Source organism: Mesorhizobium sp. M0437 (genome assembly GCF_040321335.1).
Lineage (GTDB): Bacteria > Pseudomonadota > Alphaproteobacteria > Rhizobiales > Rhizobiaceae > Mesorhizobium.
This window is the reverse complement of sequence record NZ_JAMYRK010000073.1, coordinates 1-20,163: the sequence shown is the minus strand read 5'-3', so window position 1 is coordinate 20,163 and position 20,163 is coordinate 1. Positions and strand designations below refer to the sequence as shown.

The 20,163-nt window shown below is 63.7% G+C and carries 15 protein-coding genes and 1 pseudogene; 4 read left to right on the top strand and 12 right to left on the bottom strand.

Translation table 11 applies throughout. From position 1 onward, the window contains the following. Positions 1-44: 44 nt before the first annotated feature. The 5 genes from NKI72_RS29395 to NKI72_RS29375 all read right to left on the bottom strand — a co-directional run bounded on the left by NKI72_RS29395 (position 45) and on the right by NKI72_RS29375 (position 4,685). Positions 45-1,712 (bottom strand): vWA domain-containing protein, encoded by a 1,668-nt coding sequence (locus NKI72_RS29395; protein WP_352851562.1) that lies wholly within the window; start codon positions 1,710-1,712, stop codon positions 45-47. Positions 1,713-1,824: 112 nt separating this feature from the next. Next, a complete protein-coding gene (locus NKI72_RS29390; RefSeq protein ID WP_023677433.1) occupies positions 1,825-2,823 on the bottom strand; it encodes a GlxA family transcriptional regulator in 999 nt (332 codons plus the stop codon). Between the two features lie 16 nt (positions 2,824-2,839). After that, the gene (gene folD, locus NKI72_RS29385; protein WP_352686532.1) at positions 2,840-3,739 is read right to left on the bottom strand and encodes a bifunctional methylenetetrahydrofolate dehydrogenase/methenyltetrahydrofolate cyclohydrolase FolD; all 900 of its coding nucleotides are present in this window, start codon (positions 3,737-3,739) and stop codon (positions 2,840-2,842) included. Positions 3,740-3,776: 37 nt separating this feature from the next. Continuing rightward, positions 3,777-3,911 carry a hypothetical protein gene (locus NKI72_RS29380; RefSeq protein ID WP_352851560.1) on the bottom strand — a complete coding sequence of 45 codons (135 nt, stop codon included), beginning with the start codon at positions 3,909-3,911 and terminating at the stop codon, positions 3,777-3,779. 36 nt (positions 3,912-3,947) lie between these two features. Continuing rightward, a complete protein-coding gene (locus NKI72_RS29375; protein ID WP_352851559.1) occupies positions 3,948-4,685 on the bottom strand; it encodes a hypothetical protein in 738 nt (245 codons plus the stop codon). Between the two features lie 225 nt (positions 4,686-4,910). Here NKI72_RS29375 and proC point away from each other — a divergent pair, with 225 nt between their 5' ends. After that, positions 4,911-5,726 carry a pyrroline-5-carboxylate reductase gene (gene proC, locus NKI72_RS29370; protein ID WP_352773922.1) on the top strand — a complete coding sequence of 272 codons (816 nt, stop codon included), beginning with the start codon at positions 4,911-4,913 and terminating at the stop codon, positions 5,724-5,726. Positions 5,727-5,873: 147 nt separating this feature from the next. Here proC and NKI72_RS29365 read toward each other — a convergent pair whose 3' ends face one another. The 3 genes from NKI72_RS29365 to NKI72_RS29355 form a co-directional block, all read right to left on the bottom strand. Beyond that, a complete protein-coding gene (locus NKI72_RS29365) occupies positions 5,874-6,032 on the bottom strand; it encodes a hypothetical protein (protein WP_352541748.1) in 159 nt (52 codons plus the stop codon). Beyond that, entirely contained in the window at positions 6,025-7,350 is a 1,326-nt protein-coding gene (locus tag NKI72_RS29360; RefSeq protein WP_352851558.1) for an NAD(P)H-dependent oxidoreductase, read from the bottom strand. Before NKI72_RS29360 ends, NKI72_RS29365 begins: the two co-directional genes overlap by 8 nt. A 156-nt stretch (positions 7,351-7,506) precedes the next feature. Then, positions 7,507-11,457: a caspase family protein gene (locus NKI72_RS29355; protein WP_352851557.1), complete on the bottom strand. Its 3,951-nt coding sequence runs from the start codon at positions 11,455-11,457 to the stop codon at positions 7,507-7,509. 135 nt (positions 11,458-11,592) lie between these two features. On the opposite strand from NKI72_RS29355, the gene NKI72_RS29350 reads away from it, so the two are divergent. Further along, the gene (locus NKI72_RS29350) at positions 11,593-12,474 is read left to right on the top strand and encodes a YihY/virulence factor BrkB family protein (RefSeq protein WP_352851555.1); all 882 of its coding nucleotides are present in this window, start codon (positions 11,593-11,595) and stop codon (positions 12,472-12,474) included. 112 nt (positions 12,475-12,586) lie between these two features. Here the strand turns inward: NKI72_RS29350 and NKI72_RS29345 are convergent, their stop codons facing one another. The 4 genes from NKI72_RS29345 to NKI72_RS29330 all read right to left on the bottom strand — a co-directional run bounded on the left by NKI72_RS29345 (position 12,587) and on the right by NKI72_RS29330 (position 18,019). Further along, positions 12,587-13,348: a glutamine amidotransferase gene (locus NKI72_RS29345; RefSeq protein ID WP_352851554.1), complete on the bottom strand. Its 762-nt coding sequence runs from the start codon at positions 13,346-13,348 to the stop codon at positions 12,587-12,589. A gap of 87 nt (positions 13,349-13,435) precedes the next feature. Next, positions 13,436-14,437 (bottom strand): rhamnose ABC transporter substrate-binding protein, encoded by a 1,002-nt coding sequence (locus tag NKI72_RS29340; RefSeq protein ID WP_023677420.1) that lies wholly within the window; start codon positions 14,435-14,437, stop codon positions 13,436-13,438. Between the two features lie 46 nt (positions 14,438-14,483). Continuing rightward, positions 14,484-15,464: an ABC transporter permease gene (locus tag NKI72_RS29335; RefSeq protein WP_352851553.1), complete on the bottom strand. Its 981-nt coding sequence runs from the start codon at positions 15,462-15,464 to the stop codon at positions 14,484-14,486. Beyond that, positions 15,461-18,019: an ATP-binding cassette domain-containing protein gene (locus tag NKI72_RS29330; RefSeq protein ID WP_352851551.1), complete on the bottom strand. Its 2,559-nt coding sequence runs from the start codon at positions 18,017-18,019 to the stop codon at positions 15,461-15,463. Before NKI72_RS29330 ends, NKI72_RS29335 begins: the two co-directional genes overlap by 4 nt. Positions 18,020-18,216: 197 nt before the next feature. On the opposite strand from NKI72_RS29330, the gene NKI72_RS29325 reads away from it, so the two are divergent. Both NKI72_RS29325 and NKI72_RS29320 read left to right on the top strand, forming a co-directional pair. Next, entirely contained in the window at positions 18,217-19,500 is a 1,284-nt protein-coding gene (locus tag NKI72_RS29325) for an ROK family transcriptional regulator (RefSeq protein WP_352851550.1), read from the top strand. 192 nt (positions 19,501-19,692) lie between these two features. Then, positions 19,693-19,892 (top strand): annotated as a pseudogene (locus NKI72_RS29320) (CsbD family protein). The last annotated feature ends 271 nt before the right edge of the window (positions 19,893-20,163 follow it).

Below are 20,163 nucleotides of genomic sequence, written 5' to 3'. Positions count from 1 at the left end.
TTTTCGACCATGGAAGAGCGGCTGGTGGCCGCTCTCCCTTATATCTACTGAACGGTCAGCTCGGCTCGCGCGCCGGCCCTGACCGTTACGGTGCCTTCCCTCGAGCTGTTGTCCGATTTCTCCGAAACCACCGCGTAGTCGCCGGCCGGCAGGGTGGCTTGATACTTCTGGTCGTAGGCGTAGCCGACCGACTTGCGGGTTCCGTCGATGGCCTTCCTGGCCTCGAATATCTCGATCTTCGAGGCCCCTGGCGCGGTTATCGTCAGCATGCCGGCGTTCATCGCGATCTTCAGATCCTGATGGTGGCCAACCTTGACGCTGAACGGCTGCTCGGCCACGGCAAGGTCGACCGTCGCGACCATTACATAATCGTCGGGCGGCAGATCGAACTTGCTGTCCGGACCGTAGGCATAGGTCACCTCCTGCCTGGTTCCGTCGATGTTCTTTTTCGCCTGGAGCACCTTGAAGCCGACGCCAGAACCCTCGGCCTTGTCGCCGCCGGCAGCATAATAGGCGTTGGCGACGATACGCCCGACGCCGACGATGATGTCCTTGTCGATGACCCTGCCGGCGGCAAGCGGGATCGTCTCGATAACCATGCCCTGGCCGATCGTGACCGTCACCTTCTGGTCACCGGCCGGCAGCACGACTTTCGTGTCACCGTAATAGGTCGGCGGGGTGTCGACGCCGGGATAGCCGATTACGACAGCCGCGCCGTCATCAACGTCCGCTCCTTCGCTTGCCCGCGGGTGGATGACCAGCGTGCCGGCATTCAGGTTGAAGTGCGGTTTGGCGACCTGGCCAGGCTCTATCTTGATCTTCTGTTCGGCCCTGGCCTCGCCGGCACGCGCGACGACGATATAGTCGCCCGGCTCCAGATTGCCCTTGTAGGTGCCATATTCGGTGGTGACGGGATCGCCGCGCGTGCCGTCGGAATTCGCCTTGTGGATCTCCCAGGCATTGCCGTCGGTGACGGGATCGCCACCCTCGGCAAGCACGACGGTGGGCGCGAAATTGGACTCCGCCGGCTGGGCGGGCGCCGGCTGGGGAGCAGGCTGCGGGGCGGGAGTCGGTTCAGGGGCGGGTGGCGGAGGCGCAACGGTCTCGACGAGGGCGTCCTGCAATGCCTTTTCATCCGACGCTTCGATATATTTGCCGCCGGTATTGTCGGCGAGGCAACCGACCTGCTTGCCCTCGGCCGCCGTCAGGCCGAAGCCGACGACATTGACGGTGAAGTCGACGCCAGCAGCCTCCAGTTCCTTGCCGAGCGCACAGGGATCGCCGCTACATGTCTCGATGCCATCGGTGATGAGAACGACCGTCGCCTTGTCCTCGGTGTATTTCAATGCTTCCGCCGCTTGCTTCACCGCAGCGGTCAGCGGCGTCTTGCCCTGAAATTTCAAGCTGTCGGCCGCGGCTGAGATCGCACTTGCCGAGCCTGCCTGCGGTGGCACGATGAGTTCGATGTCGTCGCAACTGGCCTTCTCGCGATGGCCATAGGCCATGAAGCCTATTTCCTCCTCGCCCGGGACCGATTGCAGCACGTTCCGCAGCGATTGACGGGCGATTTCGAGCTTGGGCTTGCCGTCGATCTGCGCCCACATCGAGCCGGAGGCATCGAGAATGACGATGACGCGATCGGCGGCGAAGCCGAACCCCGTCGTCCACAGCAACAGGGCCGCCGCAGCGACGCTCTGCACAAATCCCGCCATCAAAAATCTCCCCCGTCAGTCGCCGCCGCTCGGCGCCGGAAAGCTATTTGACGCCGGGTCGCGACACAAGCCCGGACGGAGTACGAAGCTGCGTCGCCTCTCTGCCAAACCCTCAATAGGCGGTGCGGCGTTCCTCGGAAGGCGGCCGGCCGAATTGCAGCCGGTAGCTCTGGGCAAAATAGGAATGCGAGGTGAAGCCGGTGGCGATTGCCACGTCGAGGATCGGCATGTTGGTCTGGCGCAGCAATTCGCGCGCCCGCTCGAGCCTGAGCCGCATATAATAGCGCCCGGGCGTCACACTGAGATGGCGCAGGAACAGGCGCTCGACCTGGCGCACCGACAGGCCCGCCGACTTGGCGAGCTGCACCGCCGACAGCGGCTCGTCGAGATGGTCGGCCATCAGCTCGACGATGCGGCGCAGCTTCTCCGACTTGCCGGTGAGGTCGCGTTCCGGCCCGACGCGCTGGCGGTCCCCGGCCGAGCGGATGCGCTCATGCTGGAACTGGTTGGCGACGCCATTGGCGAGGCTCGAGCCGAAATCACCGCGCACGATCTCCAGCATCAGGTCGATCGATGTGGTGCCGCCGGCGCAGGTGTAGCGCTTGCGGTCGATCTCGAAGACGTTGCCGGTGCAGTTGATGTCCGGAAAGCGTTCGAGGAAGCCGGCGCGGTTTTCCCAATGGATGGTGCAGCGATAGCCATCGAGCTGGCCTGCTTCGGCGAGCAGATAGGAGCCGACCGAAAGCGCGCCGAGCGCATTGCCGCGCCGGCCCCAACTGCGCAGCGCTGCCAGCACCTTGCTCTTGCCGGGAAATTCCGTCGTCAGCCCGACCGAGACGAACAGGATATCGACCGGCGGCAGATCGGCAACCGCGTAGTCGATCTTGAGCGGCAGGCCGTTGGACGCCATGACGGCGTCGCCGTCGGCCGACACCGTAGTCCAGCCATAGAAATCGCGGCCGAGCAGCCGGTTCGCCGACCGGAACGTGTCGATTGCCGCGGCCAGCGAGAACATGGAGAACTTGTCGACCAACAGAAACCCGAACTGCCGCCCGCCCTGAACGGGATCATTGGTGACCGGCCGTTCTAAGGGAACAGTGAGGTTCGGCAAGGACGCTGCTTTCTGGTCAGAAGGAAGGCCGTTTCAATCCGGCTGCGAGATAGGCGGAAGCTAGCGTGTTGGCCATCAGCATGGCAATGGTCATCGGCCCGACGCCGCCAGGCACCGGCGTGATGGCGCCGGCCGCCTTCGCTGCTTCGGCAAAGGCGACGTCGCCGACGAGGCGCGTCTTGCCTTCGCCCTTTTCAGGTGCGGCGACGCGGTTGATGCCGACATCGATGACGGTGGCGCCAGGCTTGACCCAGTCGCCGCGGACCATTTCAGGCCGGCCGACGGCTGCAACCAGAATATCGGCGGTGCGGGCAAGCGCCGGCAGGTCCCTGGTCCGGCTGTGTGCGATGGTGACGGTGCAGTTGGCGGCAAGCAGAAGATTGGCCATCGGTTTGCCGACGATGTTCGAACGCCCGACGACGACCGCATTGAGACCGGACAGGTCCTTGCCGCGCACGCGTTCGATCAGCAGCATCGAGCCGGCCGGCGTGCAAGGCACGAAGGCGGTCTCGAGTTCGCCGGTGCCGAGCTTGCCGACATTGATGAAGTGGAAGCCGTCGACATCCTTCTCCGGCGCGATGGTCTGGATGATCTTGCCGGAATCGATATGGCCGGGAAGCGGAAGCTGCACGAGGATGCCGTTGATGGCCGGATCGGCGTTGAGCTGGCCGATGATCTTCAACAGGTCCGGCTCGGAGGTTTCGGCCGGCAGCGTGTGCTGAACCGAATGGAAGCCGCATTCCTTGGCGGTGCGGGATTTGGAGGCGACATAGACCTGGCTCGCCGGATCCTCGCCGACGATGACCACGGCGAGACCGGGCTGCCGTCCGCCCTTTTCCGCCAGCTCGGCGGTCAGGGCCTTGACCCGCCGCACCACGTCTTCGGCGACGCTTTTTCCGTCAATCAACTCAGCCATGAACCACCCTCGACGCCGATCGCGTAAGCCTGCCGCGTTAAAACATCCATGTGGCGCGCTCCAGATATCTTTTATGCAGGCCGTTGCCCAGAACCATGCGCTGCGGGCGGACATGCAGCGCGGCATTTTCACGAAAATCGAGCCGGGCAATCCCGTCAATGCGCCGTCCCATGCCGTTAACTCGAAATCGGCATGTTTTATTCGACGCTCAGAAATAGCGGCGATGCGTGCGGTTTTCGGTGAGCTCGCGAACCGCCTCGCGGAATTCGCGCAGGCTGACGCGGATTTCCTCGATCTGGCTTTGCTGATCGGCGGCTTCCGAGGCCTGATTTGCCTTCCTCGACCAGGCCTGAGCATGGGCCGAATGCGGCGGCGTGGGTTGCTGCGGATAAGGTGCCCGATCGGCATAGAGCGGCTGCGGGTGGAACGCAGGTGGCATCGCTGCGGTGGAATTTGTCGCGGCGGAAGTCTCACCGGACGCCATCTCCTCCGGCGCTCTGCCAGGCATGAGCCGGCTCAGCGCCGACAACACGGCACCGATCGGACCAGAACGTTTGGTACGCGCGACCTCGACCGGCTGAGCGGGAGGCGGCGCTGCCCGGTATGCTGCGTGATCGGCGGAACCGGCATCGGGGCCGCCAAGGGAGCCAGCGGGGTCGAAAAACCCATCGGCAGCTGCAGCCTCTTCCATCAGTATGGTGCCAGCCTTTGGCTCATCAGGATCGGGCTGGCTTATGCCGGCGGCTGCCAACAGGATCGGACTGGCACGCGCTTCGCGGCGCGAGCGGGCAAGACGATGGCGTGTGGCGGCATCCTCGCGCCATGACGGGCCTGCGCGGTCCTCTAGCGAAACCAGCGATGCTTCGTCCTCGCCGCGCACCGCCTCGACGAGTGACAGCAAGGACTGCTCGTTCCTCCAGTGTTCACGATTTTTCCTATAAGCCATGGTTTCTGGAGCCTTCCCCTCGGGCTGGGACGTAGTGACCGCCACTGCTTAAGCGATGCTAAACAGGCATAGGAAATAAAAGGTTAATTTGGTCGCCGCGCGACTGCGCGACTACATGCGCATCCCAACCGCAAGGTCGGGGTTTCCGCCCGATCACGGTCCCAATAGGGCTTCCCCGCCCTGCCGCGAACGTCTATGGGGAAGCCATCTCTATGGGAGCTTTCGATGACGATCAGGCTTGTTCTCGCCGGTTGCGGCAATATGGGCTACGCCATGCTCTCGGGCTGGCTGAAAGCCGGCAAGCTCGCTCCGACTGCGGTGTTCGTGGTCGAGCCCAATGCCGACTTGCGCAAGCGTGCCGAAGCACTGGGCTGCGGTGTTGGCGCCGATGCCGGCGCCATCCCGGCTGACGCCGTGCCGGCTCTCGTCGTCATTGCGGTGAAGCCGCAGGTGATCCGCGACGTGACGGCTGGTTACATCCGCTTCAACGATGGCCGGACCACCTTCCTCAGCATCGCGGCCGGGACACCGGTCGCCACGTTTGAAGGTATTCTCGGCGACCGCGCGCCGATCGTGCGCTGCATGCCCAACACGCCGGCGGCGATCGGCAAGGGCATGATGGTGGTGTTTTCCAACAGGCTGGTTTCCGACGAAACCAAACGCTTCGTCGCCGACCTGCTTTCGGCAAGCGGGCAAGTGGCCGATATCGACGACGAGGCCCTGATGGATGCGGTGACGGCAGTCTCCGGGTCGGGGCCGGCCTATATCTTCCATTTCATCGAAGGGCTGACCGTGGCCGCCGAGAAAGCCGGCCTGCCGACCGGGACTGCCAAGCTCTTGGCCATGCAGACGGTCTACGGCGCCGCATCGCTGGCCGCCGAAAGCGGCGAGGAGCCGGGCGTGCTCAGGCAGCAGGTGACCAGCCCCAACGGCACCACGGCTGCGGCCCTTGCAGTACTGATGGGCGAGGACCGGCTGACGCGCCTGCTCACCGAGGCGGTGGAAGCGGCGCGGCTGCGGTCGATAGAGCTGGGGAAGTAGGGCTTCTGGGGGAGCCGGTCGGCGGTGATGGTCGACCGTTCCTGTCGGCAATAGCAACCGGTAGAAAAGCCGTTACGTGGCGTTCCTTCGCGCCCTCCACTGTCCTGCCGACATCAAAATCGCGATAGCCTAGAATGTCGACAGATATCAGCGATGCCCCCACAAGTCGTCGATCTCGTCCTTGTTCTCGGGCGGCCCGTCTTTGCCGGCTTTGGCTTTGAGATCATCGGCAATGGCCGTGAGCCGCTCTGCCAGAGAAGGGCGTCCATTTTCCCGCTTCAACTCGGATTTACGGACCTCAGCCATCACCAAGATTCCCATACAGCATCTCGTCCTGCAGCCGGCGCAAGGCGAACAGCCTGGTCGTCGGGTCGGGCGCGGCATTGTCGGCGGTGAGCAATTCGCCTTTCCTCACCGGTTTCAGCACCTTGCCGCCTTCGAGCAGACCAACCGGCACGGCGCGATGGGCGCGGGCCTGTTCGACGGTCATGGTCCAGGAGCGGTAGCAGGTCTCGCCGATCGCATCGAAAACCTCGCCTGCCGCCAGATCGCGCTTGGCCACGGCGCAGACCTCGGCCACCGGCCGCGGCAGCGGCACCATGTCGGGCTTGCCGTAAAGCGCGATGCGAGCCGCCGTCAGCGGCACTTCCAGCGAGGTCAGATGGTAGGGCCTGAAGAAGCTGTAATAGGGGCCGTGGCCGATATGCAGATCGTCCATGCGCTCGATGATGCGCGGATGCGTCGCCTCGACGATTACGAAGACGCCGGGCGCCACGCCCTTGCCGACGGTGTAGTCGACGACGCCCTTCTTCGACAGGATGCCGCCCTGCTCGCGCGGGATCAGCACCTTGACCAGCTCGTCGCGATCGGCCTTGGGGCCGTGCATGCCGGGAACGTCGGGCACCAGCCCGGTGGCGTTGGCAATGGCGCACATCTCGACCATGGTTTTCGAGCCGTCGACGAACTCGACCAGCATGCGCGGATTCATGTTGCGGCGCAGCGCCTCCTCGCGGTAGTCGTCGGGAACGGCGTCGTGGTTGAGAGGGTTGTTTTTGCCCTTGCCGGCGGAGACGATGGTGTAGCCGAGCGCCGAGGCGAACTCGATCAGCTCCATGCAGCTCGACGGCTCGTCGCCGGCGCCGACCGAATAGACGACGCCGAGCCGGTCGGCCTGCTGCTTTAGATAGCAGCCGATGGTAACGTCGGCCTCGACATTCATCATCACCAGGTGCTTGCCGTGCTGCATCGCCATCAGGTCAAAATCGGCGGCGACGCCGGGCTTGCCGGTGGCATCGATGACGACATCGATAAGCGGATTGGTGACCAGCATTTCGTTCGAGGTGACGGCGATCTTGCCGCTTTCGATCGCCTGGCTGACCTTCGAAGCGCTGTCCGCTTCGGCTGCCATCGCCTGATCGCCATAAGCAATGCGGATGGCGTCACGCGCCGTATGCGGGCGGCGCGTCGAGATCGCGCAAACCGAAATGCCCGGCATCAGCATGCCTTGCGTCACCAGGTCGGTGCCCATCTCGCCCGAACCGATAACGCCGATGCGCACCGAGCGGCCTTCCGCGGCGCGCTTGGCAAGATCGCGGGCAAGCCCGGTCAAGGCGACATTGGTCATACTGGAACGTCCACTGCTTTAAGTCTTTGTTTTTATGCATGTCGTTGTCCCAAAACCGCGGCACACTTTTGGGCGACATGCATTATGAAGCGGGAATAGCAGGGAACGGCAACCCATTGCCAATCGAAACCGGCCGCGGCCACCTTTTCCTGTGCGCTATTGCAATTCGGCCTGCAAGGCTTTTGCCTCGGCAAGGTTCTTGGCGGAGCCGGCGGCAAGGTCGTCCATCTTGCGCTCACTGAAGATGACGAGCGCATGCTCGCAGGCGCCTATCGCTTCCTCGACCATTGCCTTCTGCTTGCGGGCAGCACCCAGATCGGTAAGCACATCGCACAGGCTGTCCTCGGTGAAGGCGACGCCCGGCACCGAACCGATCTTCTTCTGCACAGCGATCGCCTCGCGCAGGATCGGCACTGCCTCCTCGAATTTGGCGACGTTGTTTTCGGCGCGGCCGGCGAGCGTCAGCTGATAGCCGATCTCGTTTTGCAGGCTCGCCCAGCGGTCGGGGTCGCGGTCGCGACCGACCTCGTCTGCGAGCGCCCGGTTGACGGCGACCGCCTCGGCGAACAAAGCCGGCGAAGGCTCTTTCGCGCCGATCATGCCAAGCACATTGGCCAGGCTTGCCTGCGTGCTGGCCCAGGGTTCGGGGGCGCGGTCGCGCGTGCGCACGCTCTGGATCGAGCGATAGATGCCGGCCGAGCGCTTCAGCAGGGCGACGTCACCGCGCCAGTAGCCCAGCGTCGAAAGCGCGCTGGCCAGGTTTGCCTGGTTGCGCAGCCATTCGTCGGCATCCCTGTCGCGGCTCATCACAGTCAGTGCCGCCTCGTAGGCCTGGACAGACTTGGCCATGGCGTCCGGATCGGAGCTGGCGTTTGCCTGCATCATACGGGCATTGCCGAGGTCGCCTTCGACCGAGGCCCAGAGCGAGCGGTCGGGCAACGTAACATAGACGGCCAGTGCCTTTTCATGCGCGGCCGCCGCCTTCTGGTAGAGCGATGGGTCATTGGCGCTGCCGGCAAGGTAGTAATAGGCAGTGCCTAGTTCGTTCTGCAGCTGGGCGTGATCTTCCGGCACCGTGGCGAGGTCGTAGAAGGGCAGCGCCGCTTCTAGCGCCGTCGCCGACTGGCGGAACGCTTCGCCGTCCTGCGTGCGGTCGCCCAACACCAGGAGCACGTGGCCCAGGCCCCATTGCGTTGCCGCCCAGGCGTCAGGATCGCTGTCACGGCTCTGCACCTCGAGCGCCGCACGATAGGCCGCCGCCGAGCGCTGGAGCGCCTCGTCCGGACCGCCATTGGCCTTGCCGAGCATGGAAAGTGCTGCACCCAGCCGGAACTGCGTCTTCGCCCAGTCCTTCGGGGCGCTGTCCTTGCTTCGCACGGTGAGCGCTGCACCATAGGCGGCGACCGCTTGTTCCAGCACCGCTTTGTCGTTGGCGCGGTCGCCCCAGGTCGACAAAGCGTTGCCGAGACTGTGCTCGATCGAAGCAAACTCGATTGGAGCAGCGGCGGCGGTATAGATCTGCGAGGCCTCGCGATAGGCGGACGCCGACTCCCGGAGATAGTCGATGCCGGTGTCCCGATCGCCAAGCGTCGCATAGACCGAGCCTAGATTCTGCTTCAACGAAGCCCAGTCGAGCGGCAGCTTTTCGCGCGGATATTCAGAAAGTGCGGCCTCATAGGCAGCGATCGCCTCGAGCAGCGCGTCGTTGCCTTCCTGCCTGGCTCCAAGGCGCTGCAAGGCATTGCCAAGCGTCAACTGGCCGTTCGCCCAGCTCGCCGGCGCATGCTCGCGCGTCCAGACCGTCAGTGCGGCCTCTGCGGCCTCCCGAGCATGCTGAAGCGTGGCGATGTCGCCATTGATCTGGCCGATCGATTCCAGCGCCGAGCTCAAATTATTCTGGATCGTCGCCCATTGCGCCGGGGCGCGCTCGCGCGTCATCTCCTCGGTCGCAGCCTGATACGCGGCCACTGCCTGCTTAAGCGTCGGCACGTCTTTTTCACGCTCGCCAAGGCGAAACAAGGCCGCGCCGAGATTGACCTGGCTCAACGCCCAGTCGAGCGGGACGCGCTCTCTGCGGTATTCGGTCAGCGCGGCGCGATGCGCTTCGATCGAAGCGCGGAAACTGTCGGTCGTGGCCTGGCGCTCGCCGATCTCGGACAGCACGATGCCGAGATTATTCTCAGTCGCCGCCCATTCGAGCGGCATTTTTTTCGCCGCTTGCACCGCGAGCGCCGCGCGGAAGGAGGCGACGGCCTTGTCGAGCAGCGCGATACCATTCTCGCGCTGGCCGAGCCGCCAGTAGACGGTGCCGAGATTGCCAAGCGTCGAGGCCCAGTCGTCCGGATCGGCGTCGCGTGTGTAGACGGTCAGCGCCTGGTCGAAGGCGGCAGCCGCCTTGTCGAGGTTTTCGCGACCGGCCTCGCGTTCGCCCAGCGTCGACAGTGTGGTGGCGAGATTGTTTTGCGTGGCAGCCCATTGCCGCGGGCTGTTTTCGCGCGACACATAGGTCAGCGCCTTTTCATAGGCAGCGACCGCCTGCACCAGAAAGGCATTGTCGCCAGAGAAAGAACCATGCGCGGAGAGCGCCTGGGCCTCGGCTGCCTTGTAGAACCAGGCTTCATGGTCGTCCCATTTCTCGACCTGCTCATAGGCCTTGGCATAGTCCTGTGCTGCCGCCTGATAGCGGAAGGAAATTTCGTAGGTTTTGGCGCTGTCGCCGAAAACCTCGGCAAACTCGAACCGACGCGCCTTGAGGTCGGCTTCGGCCTGGTCGACGGTCTTCGACAGTTCGCCAACGCGGGCCTTGGCCTGTTCATGGATTTTCTGCGCTGCTTCGAGTGCGCCTTCTTGCACCGCCTGCTCGGCCAGTCTTGAAAGCCGCACGATTTCCGGATCCTGGCTCTTCAGCGTCGCCTGCTCGGCTAGTACCTGTTTCAGCCGCTCGGTCTGGCCGCGCAGCAATTTATCGAGCTCGGCCGCATCCCTGGGTTTCTCGGTGCCCAGCGTCTTCAGCATGGCGTAGAGCGCATCCATCGGTACGCCGCCGTCGCGGGCGATCGTCTCGATCTGGCGGCGTTGCGGGTCGGGCAGCGTCGAGATCGTCACCAGCAGCCGGCGACGCTCGCTGAGTATCTCGCCCTCTTCGCCTTTCGGCACCTCGGCGGGCGTACCGAAATAGAGCAGCCGGCGCAGGCTCTCATTGACCCACGGCCGCTGCCGGCCGCCGGTCTTGAGATAGACCTCCTCGCCGATCATGCGCAGCACGGTGCCGAATTCCTCGCCGCCCATCATGTCGATGTGACGTAATATGGCTGCCGCATAGGGGCTGTTGCCGTCTGCGGGACCGTCGAGCGCCACCTTGCCGGGCTCGGCGGCAAAGCCGATGACCTGGCCCAGGCTGTCATCCGCCGAACCCTTGGCCGGCGCTCTGCCGTTCAGCGCCACGACGCTGCGGGTTTCGCCGAGGCCGCCGGCGCCGATCGGCTCGCCCGCTTCGCCCGGCGTGATTTTGAGCAGCGTGCCCGGTGGAAACGGATCGTTGCGGCAGGCATCGAGCAGCACGATGGTAACCGGCACCTTGGCCTTCAGCTCGGCCACGATCGACGACAGCGGCACCAGCTTCTCGCCGGCATCGTCGAGCGCTGTAATGTCGGTATCGACCGGCACCAGGAAATTCTCGCCGCCGGCTTCGATGCCGTGGCCGGAATAGTAGATAATGGCGACGTCGGCACCCTCGGCATCGTCGACGAAGCCTTCGAGGTCGCGCCGCAATTTGCGCGCGTCGCGATTGATCGCGACATCGGTTTCGAAGCCGAGCCTGTCGAACATCTCCTCGATGGCGCGGGCGTCGTTTTCCGGATTGGGCAGCTTGCCGACATGCTCATAATCGGACTGCCCGATGACGAGCGCGACGCCCTTAAGCGCCTTCGGCCCTTCAGCCCGCGCAGAAACCAGCGCGCATAAAAGGGCAAGCAGCGCGGCAAACGCCACGCCTATGCGCCCTGTTGCCCCTGGAAACAGCATCGTCGTCCCACCCCAAACCCAGCGCGCCATCTTCCGCAACGGCATGGCATCATGATGGCCGGCGCGTGGCAAGTGTTCGGGCAAGAGGTGTTCTTGTCGTGGGGAAGGGAGGCAGGAATGTCATGCTGCTCCGCGCCCCCTCCTGTCCCGCCGGCCTCTCGCCCCTCGCCCAGCGCTGCGCGGCCGCTACTTGTTTGTTGACAGGCATGCGAGGCCCACATGTGGAATTTGGCAGCAGAGGGCTGGAGGCTCCTCAAGCAGAGCGTCATCGGCTTCATCGACGACAATGCGCTGAGCCATGGGGCGGCGATAGCGTTTTATGCCACGACCTCGCTTGCGCCGATCCTGCTCATCGTTGTCGCTATTGCCGGCATGGCCTTCGGGCACGAGGCGGCGCAACTCGCCCTTTCGGCACAGATCGCTGGCCTGATGGGGCCGCAAAGTGCCGAGCTGCTGCAGGCGACGATCGAGAACGCCTCGCAGAAGGAAGCGGGAACCCTTGCCAGCATTCTGGGGCTGGTCACGCTGTTCGTCGCCGCATCCGGCGTGTTCGGCGAAATGCAGCTGGCGCTGAACGAAATCTGGAAAGTCAAACCGAGCGGGGCAACGATTTCACGAATGGTGCGGGCACGCATTGCAAGCCTGGGCCTGGTCGCCGCGCTTGGTTTCCTGCTGCTGGTGTCGCTGGTCGTAAGCGCTGCAATTTCGGCGCTCGGAGAGGTCATCAACGCCTACCTGCCGTTCGGCACCATCATCCTGAGCGCCATCAACGGGATCGTCTCGTTTGCCCTGACCACACTGCTGTTTGCCGCAATCTACAAGGTGCTGCCGGACCGCAGCCTGCAATGGCGCGATGTCGGCATCGGCGCCGCGGTCACCGGGTTTCTGTTCACCATCGGCAAGTCGCTGATTGGCTGGTATATCGGAACCAGCGCCATCTCATCATCATACGGCGCTGCCGGCGCCCTGCTCGTCGTGCTGTTATGGGTCTATTATTCAGCGGAGATATTTCTGCTGGGCGCCGAATTCACGCGAGCCTATTCGGTTCGACATGGCAGCCGGTCCGATTTGAAGAACAAGGTGGAATTGCATGGCAAATGAGTTCACGCCGAAATTCGACCTAGCCGACGAGGTGGTGGTGGTCACCGGCGCCTCGCGCGGCATCGGCCGCGCCAGGACAACCGCACTGGGTCAAACCTAGTGTCCGGCTTCCTCATTCATTGCCGGCAAGCCAACGGACCATATTCGCCATCAGTCTTCCGTAGAACGGCCACGCGAGGAAATCCTGCGAGAGCCAATGCGGGCCGATATCGGTTGCCCAGGCAATCGTGCGGCCGCGGCCATGGCTATCGACGGCAAGGAGCGGCCAGTCGGTGCCGCGATGGTGGCAGGTCGCCAGAAGCCGGGACGAACCGTCGCGCCTGAATTCCAGCTTGTTCATGCCGAGAATCGGCGGCAAAGGCCCCTCCACCCCGGAAAAAATCGGATGTGACGACTGCAGGATGGAGGCCTGCAGGCCTTGCGGCACCTCCATGCCGTCGCAGTAGGGTAGGCAATGGACCGGCAGAACGTCCTCGACCGGGGTGTCGTGGAAACGCGCCGTCCCGAACATGCCCTGAAAGCCCATATAACCGCCGGCCAGCATCAGCCCGCCGCCACCTTCGACATAGGCCTTGAGCACATCGAGGCGGTTGACGCCGACACGCCCGGCGCGGGCATCCGGCGTCACCAGCAATGTCAGGGCGCCGACATCGGAGATCACCACCGCCTGATATTGGGCGAGCCCATCGAGGTCATAGGGAAACTCCGCGCTGCAACGCTCGCCGCCGATCTGCGTGACCGCGATGCCTTCAGTGGCCAGCGCGGCATTGAAGGCCGTCGCGCCATTTGTCAAGGCCGCACTTGTAAGCACGTCGCTGCCGATGGCGATCGACGTCGTCGCCGCAAAGGTTTCGCCCGCAAGCAAGATCTTCATTGCCGCCCCGCACTGTTTTCATTTCGAGAGGTTTTTGGGAAGGGCGCCGGATGGACCGGCGCCCCCTAGAACTCAAGCTCTACAGGATCAGAATTTGAATTCGGCCAGATTTTCGGGAGTTACGATCTTGGCCGGACCAAGGATCAGTTCGCCGCCGGCGCCAATCGTGTATTCGCCGAGCCTGCCTGCCGTGAACTTCTCACCCTCCTTGCCGGTGATCTTGCATTGCGCAAACGCCTGGGCCGTCTGATAGGTAAGATAGCCAAGATCGGTGACGTTCCACCAGATATCCTGAGCCGCTTCGTCCTTGATGTATTTCGAGATCAGAGTGGCCGGCGCGAGGCCGGTCAGCTTGACCTTGCCGATCATGCCCGCTTCCTCGAGTGCACGCGCGGCCGCCGGAAGGCCGATGCCTGCCGGGACGATGATCACCTTGAGATCGGGAAACGCCTGCACCAGCGCCAATGCCTGCTGCTGGTTGATCTGTTCGCTTTCTTCGCCATAGGCCACCTGCACCAGCTTCATTTTGGAGAACTTCGGCTCGGCCGCCATTTTCGCCTTCATGAAGTCGATCCAGGCATTCTGGTTGGTCGCCGTCGGCGTCGACGACAGGATCGCGAATTCGCCTTCACCGCCGCTGAGGGCGAATGCACTTTCGAGCATCATCTCGGCGAGGCTGTCGCCCTTCACCTGATTGACGAACACCGCACGCGCATCGGCGGCCACATCGGAGTCATACGAAATCACCCTGACGCCCTGCTGAACGGCGCGCTTCAGCGCAGGCGCGACGGCGTTGGCGTCGTTGCCGGCAATTGCGATGACTCCGACCTTCTGCGAGACAAGGCTGTTGATGAATTCGATCTGCGCCTCGGCGGTCGCCTGCGATGGGGCGACCTGGGTAGCGGTGCCGCCAATTTCCTTGGCTGCCTCTTGTGCGCCTCCAAAGGCCACTTTGAAGTAGGGATCCGTGTCGAGCTTGGGCAGGAAACCGACCGTTACGGGTTCCTTGGCGCACTCCTGGCTGAAGGCCAGCGAGCTTGGCGCAAGCAGAACCGCGGATGCGAGCAGGGCTAATCTAAACGCTTTCATTGTGACTCCTCCGTCAAAATTCGGGCTTGAAGGAAGGGGCCCGAGATCACCCCTTTGTCTCGCGCATTGCGCGGGATCTGCTGAGCATCTCCTGTGTGGAGCGCCAGTAATTGCCGATCAGCAGCGAGCCGATCAGAAGCAGGCCGATGATCATGCCCTGTGCGTCGCCACCGATCTGGTTCAGCGCCAGCACGTTGCGGATGATGGCGATCAGGACCAGTGCCAGCATGACGCCGGTCAGGCGGCCCTTGCCGCCAAAGACGCTGATGCCGCCGAGCAGCACGATGGTGATGACGTCGAGCTCCATGCCGAGCGCATTGTTGGCGCGGGCGTTGGAAAGGCGCGCGGTATAGACGATGCCGGCCATCGCCGCGACGACGCCCGAGACGACGAACAGGTTCAGCACCATCCGGCGCGTGTTTATGCCGGAATAGCGCGCCACCTCGGGGCTGCCGCCGAGCGCGTAGATGCGCTTGCCGGTCGGCGTCTTCTGCAGCACGACCGCAAACACCGGCGCCAGCACCAGGAAGGGCACGATGGTCCACGGTATCTCGGTGCCAGGCAGGTTGTTGATGCCGAAATCGACGACCGCGGGCGGCAGGATGTTGACCGAGCCGGTGCCGAGCAGGATGTAGCCAATGCCTCGATAGAGCGCCATGGTGCCGAGCGTCACAACCAACGACTGCAGTCCGAGGCCCGAGACCAGATAGCCGTTGAAGGCGCCGAGCAGGCCGCCGATGACGAGCGTCAACGGGATTGCGGCAAGTGTCGGCACACCGGCCTGGACCAGCAAGCCAAAGACGACGGACGTCAGCGCCAGCACCGAGGCGATCGACAGGTCGATCTCGCGGGTGATGATGAGCAGCGTCATCGGCAGGATCAGCAATGCCTTTTCCGAGGCGCTGGCGGCCAGTTGCGAGAGATTGAAGCCGGAAACGAAATTCGGCACGAAGATCGCGGCATAGAGGAAGATGGCCAAGCAAGAGGTCGCCAGCAGCAGATCCCAGAAGTCGATCGACTTTTTCACCGCGCCCTCGCCTGTCTTGCCTGCTCGGCCCGCCGCACGATGAAGGTGTCGATGCCGATGGCGACCAGGATCACGAGGCCGTAGACGCCCTGCAGCCACAGCGGGTCGACGCGCACCAGCGTCAGCCCGTTCTTGATGACGAGCAGCGTGAGCGCGCCGAGGATGATACCGAGCAGCGTGCCCGAACCACCGCGGATGGCGACGCCGCCGACCACCGCCGACGCGATCACGGTGAGTTCGAAGCCGAGCGCGACGCGTGCATCGATGGTCGCGTAGCGCGATGCCCACAGCGCGCCGCACAGGCCGCCGAGCAGGCCGGCCATGCCAAAGGCCAACAGAATGCGGCGGTCGACGGGGATGCCGATAAGACGCGCGCCGTCGGGATTGGAGCCAGCGGCGAACAGTTCGCGCCCGATCGCCGTACGATAGAGCAGCACATAGCCCAGGCACAGGATAACGATCGCGATGATGACGATCAGCGGCACGCCGGCGATCTTCAGGCCGGTCATGTCGAGCCAGGCTTGCGTGACTTCGTCGGCGCTGATCTGGTCACCGGCTGCCCAGATCGAGTTGAAGCCGCGGAAGATCGACATCGAGGCCAGCGTGACGACGATCGCCGGGATCTTTCCCCTGGTGACGACGAGGCCGTTGATCAGGCCGGCGACGCCACCGACGGCGCATGCGGTTATCAGGCCAATGCCGATGTCGAGCCCTGGATAGGCCTGGACCATGCTGGCCGCCAGGTAAGCCGACAGGCCGATCACCGCAGCGATCGAAAGGTCGATGTTGCGGGTGATCAGCACCAGCATCTGCGCGAGTGCTGCAACGACGAGCAGGGCGGCATCCATCGACACGGCGGTCAGGTTTGCAGCGCTCACCATGCGCGGGTTGATGATGGTGACCGGGATGGCGACCGCCAGCATCGCGGCGAGCAAACCGAACTCCCGCCGCTTCAGCATGTCGAGCGGTCCTTTTCTCTTCTCCTCGCCGGCGGCCTGTGCCGCCGCATCGGCGCTTTCGCCGGCCTTGGTCGCTGCTTCCAGCACCTTTTCCTGAGTGGCTTCGCCCCTGGCAAATTCGGCCGTCCGATGGCCTTCGCGCAGGACGATGATGCGGTCGCACATGCCGATGAGCTCGGGCATTTCGGAGGAGATCAGGATGATTGCCATGCCCTGGGCGGCAAGGTCGGCGATCATCGCATGCACTTCCGCCTTGGTGCCGACATCGATGCCTTGCGTCGGCTCGTCGAGGATGAGGACGCGCGGCTCGGTGCGCAGCCATTTGGCCAACACCACCTTCTGCTGGTTGCCGCCGGACAGTTCCTTTACCGGCTGCGCGTAGCCGGAAAAGCGGAGCTTCATGCGCTTCAGCCAGTCCGAGACCAGATTGATCGCGCGGTTCGTGCCGTAGAAGCCGGAGCGGGCTGCCTTGTCGAGGACGGGCAGCACAGCGTTGTCGAGGATGGAAAAATCCATCACCAGGCTCTGGCCCATGCGGTCTTCAGAGACATAGGCGATACGCGCATCCATGGCGTCGCGTGCCGAGGCGAAGCGCACTGCTTCGCCGTCGATCAGGATTTCGCCGGCATCGGGCTGGTCGATTCCGAACAGCACGCGCGCGATCTCGGTCCGCCCGCTGCCGACCAGGCCGCCGAGCCCGAGCACCTCGCCGGCATGGAGCTTGAGGTCGATATTGGAAAAGCCACCGGCGTGCGAAAGCCCCCTCGCCTCCAGCACCAGTGCGCCGGTGGCGTGGCTTCGTTGCGGATAGAGGTCGGTGACCTCACGGCCGACCATCATGCCGATGGCAGCGGCGCGGCCAAGCTCGGCCTTCGGCTTGACGCCAATGAGACGCCCGTCGCGCAGCACCGCGATGCGGTCGGCGATGCGGAAGATCTCGTCCATGCGGTGGCCGACGAACATCATCGCGACGCCGTGCAGCCGCAGGTCGGCGACGACGGTGAACAGCCGCTCGACCTCGCGCTGCGACAGGGCGGCCGTCGGCTCGTCCATGATCAGCACCCGCGCGTCGAGCGACAGGGCGCGGGCGATCTCAACCAGTTGCTGTTCGGAGGTGCGCAACGTTCCGAGCCGGGTTTCGGCCGGCACGTCGAGGCCGACTGTCGCCAGCACCCTGCGCGCGCCGGCAAGCATGGCGGCGCTGTCGATGCCGCCGAAGCGGTCGCGCGGCATATGGCCGAGATAGATGTTTTCCGCCACCGAAAGATCAGGGAAAAGACCGGGGTGCTGGTGCATGACCGAGATGCCGGCAGCCTGGGCGTCGTGCGGCGAATGGAAGACCACAGGCTTGCCATCGACTTCGACATGGCCGCCGGTCGGGAGATACACGCCGGCCAGCAGCTTTACGCAAGTGCTCTTGCCGGCGCCGTTTTCGCCAAGCAGAGCCAGCACCTCGCCTGAGCGCAATTCGAAGGACGCGTCCTTGAGGGCGATCGTGCCGCCGAAGGCTTTTGTCGCCTGAACCAGGGCAACGGGGACAGCCGCGTCGCTCTTCACCATGGCGTCGGCTTCGCCTAATGCGCCCAAGTGCAGCACCTTTCCTCCCTTGGTCCTGTTTTTTCAATTTGCTATATTAAATGGCCGAATGCCGCAACTGGAAAATTGACTTCCATGGCCGCGAAGGGCACTGTCGCGTCGCGCACGGGTGCGATTGGAGTGCTCGACTCCGCGGCAGCCTCAAAGCTGCAAGCGGATGGAGTGGCTCTGCGGGAATGAATGGGGAGGCGCCGGTTTTGTCCGGAAAAGGCAGCAATTCGGTCAAGGTTCGGCATTATAACGAGCGCTTCGTGCTTGATGCCATTCGCCGCCTGAAGGAGGCATCCAAGTCCGATCTGGCGCGCGCCGCAAATCTGACGCCGGCCGCGGTCGCCACCATTGTCGACGGGCTGGAATCGTCCGGATTCGTAAAGCAAGTGGGAAAAAGGTTCGGGCAACGCGGATCGCCGTCCACTCTCTACCGACTTGCACCTGAGCGTATCTACAGCGTCGGCATCAAGATCGGCCGGCGCGCGCTGGAAGCCGTGCTCGTCGACTTTGCCGGCGAGGTCCGCTCGCGCGAGTCGCACGAATATCGCTTTCCGGATCCCGACATGGTGCTCAAGGCAGGCAACATGTCGCTGGCCAATTTCGACAAGCTGGTCGAGGGGCTTGGCGATGCCAGCATCGTCGGCGTCGGCATCGCCTCGCCATATTTCCTCGGCGGCTGGAGCGAAGAGCTCGGCTTTCCCGACGATCTCGGCAGCCGCTGGGAAGCAATCGATCTGACGACGTTCTTCGCCACAAAGCCGAAGACCCCGGTCTTCGTGGAAAACGACGCAACATCGGCCGCACTCGCCGAACTCATCCAGGGGACCGGCGCGCGGTTCCGCGACTTCATGCATATCTCGATCGACACCTTTGTCGGCGGCGGACTGGTGCAAGGCGGCAAGGTCCATACCGGGCCGCACGGCAACAGCGCCGCGCTCGGTCCTTTGCCGGTCTCGCCTTCAAGCCTCGATTCGGTGGCGGCCAAGCCGGCGCGCTACCAGAGCCTGCTGCATCGCGCTTCGATCTATGTGCTGGTCAATCATCTCAAATCGCGCGGCATCGAGATCAACCGCGTGCGCGAACTCGACCCCTTGCCGCCAGGGGCGCGCGAACCGCTGTCCGAATGGATCGACGATTGCGCCAATGCGCTGGTCGAGGCGATCATCGCCATCACCTCCGTCATCGACATCGAGGCGATCGTTCTCGACAGCATCCTGCCGCGGCCGATCCATCTCGAGCTGCTGGCAAAGGTGCAGACCCAGTTCAACAGGATCAGCGCCATCGGCATCGTGGCGCCGGAAATCGTCTCGGGACAATTCGGCCCCGAGGCCTCGCCGATCGGCGCGGCGATGCTGCCGTTCTCGGCACTGTTGGCGCCCGACAGCGGCGTGCTCATGATCGGCAAGGACAGAACAATGCTGCCGGGCAGCCTTTCGAGGCTTGCCAGCCAAGGCCAACCAGCAAGAAGCTCAGCGCCTTCAACGGCATAAGACAGTGCCGCGAAAGAGCATCAAGCTCCAGGCATCATCAACATCAGCTCGCAGTCCGGCACGGGCACGACGGGCTTTTTGCGCCGGCACTGGAACTTTTAGCGGCTGCTAATCTTCATTCGCCACCAACATTGAAATGCCGATCGGTCCGCGCTCCGCTTCAGTGCGGGCCCAGGAAGCAAGGAGGAACATATGAACTGGGATCAAATCAAGGGAAAATGGACGCAGTTCAAAGGCAAGGCGAAGGAGCAGTGGGGTGACCTCACCGACGACGATCTTGATCGTATCGAGGGCAATAGGGACCAGCTCTTGGACGCATCCAGGAGCGATATGGCATCGCCAAGGAAGAGGCGGAGCGCCAGGTTGATAACTGGTCCAGAAGCATCAGCTGAGCCTTTGGATGCAATGCCGTTTGCTGCCCACCACCGGGGTGAAACTCTGCGTCGCCCGCCGTGCCGACTGGTGCGGTGGGCTCTTTCGACAGCGAGGCCCCGCGAGGAACCTTTAGCCGTATCTAATATTCTACTTGCGTGGCGGGCTTCGCCCCGGCGTGCGCCCCGCCCGGAGCCGAAGGAGTGCAATGATGAACAACATTATCTGGCTGGTCGGCGCGATCGTGATCGTAATCGCCATTTTGAGCTTTTTGGGTCTGCGATAGCATCC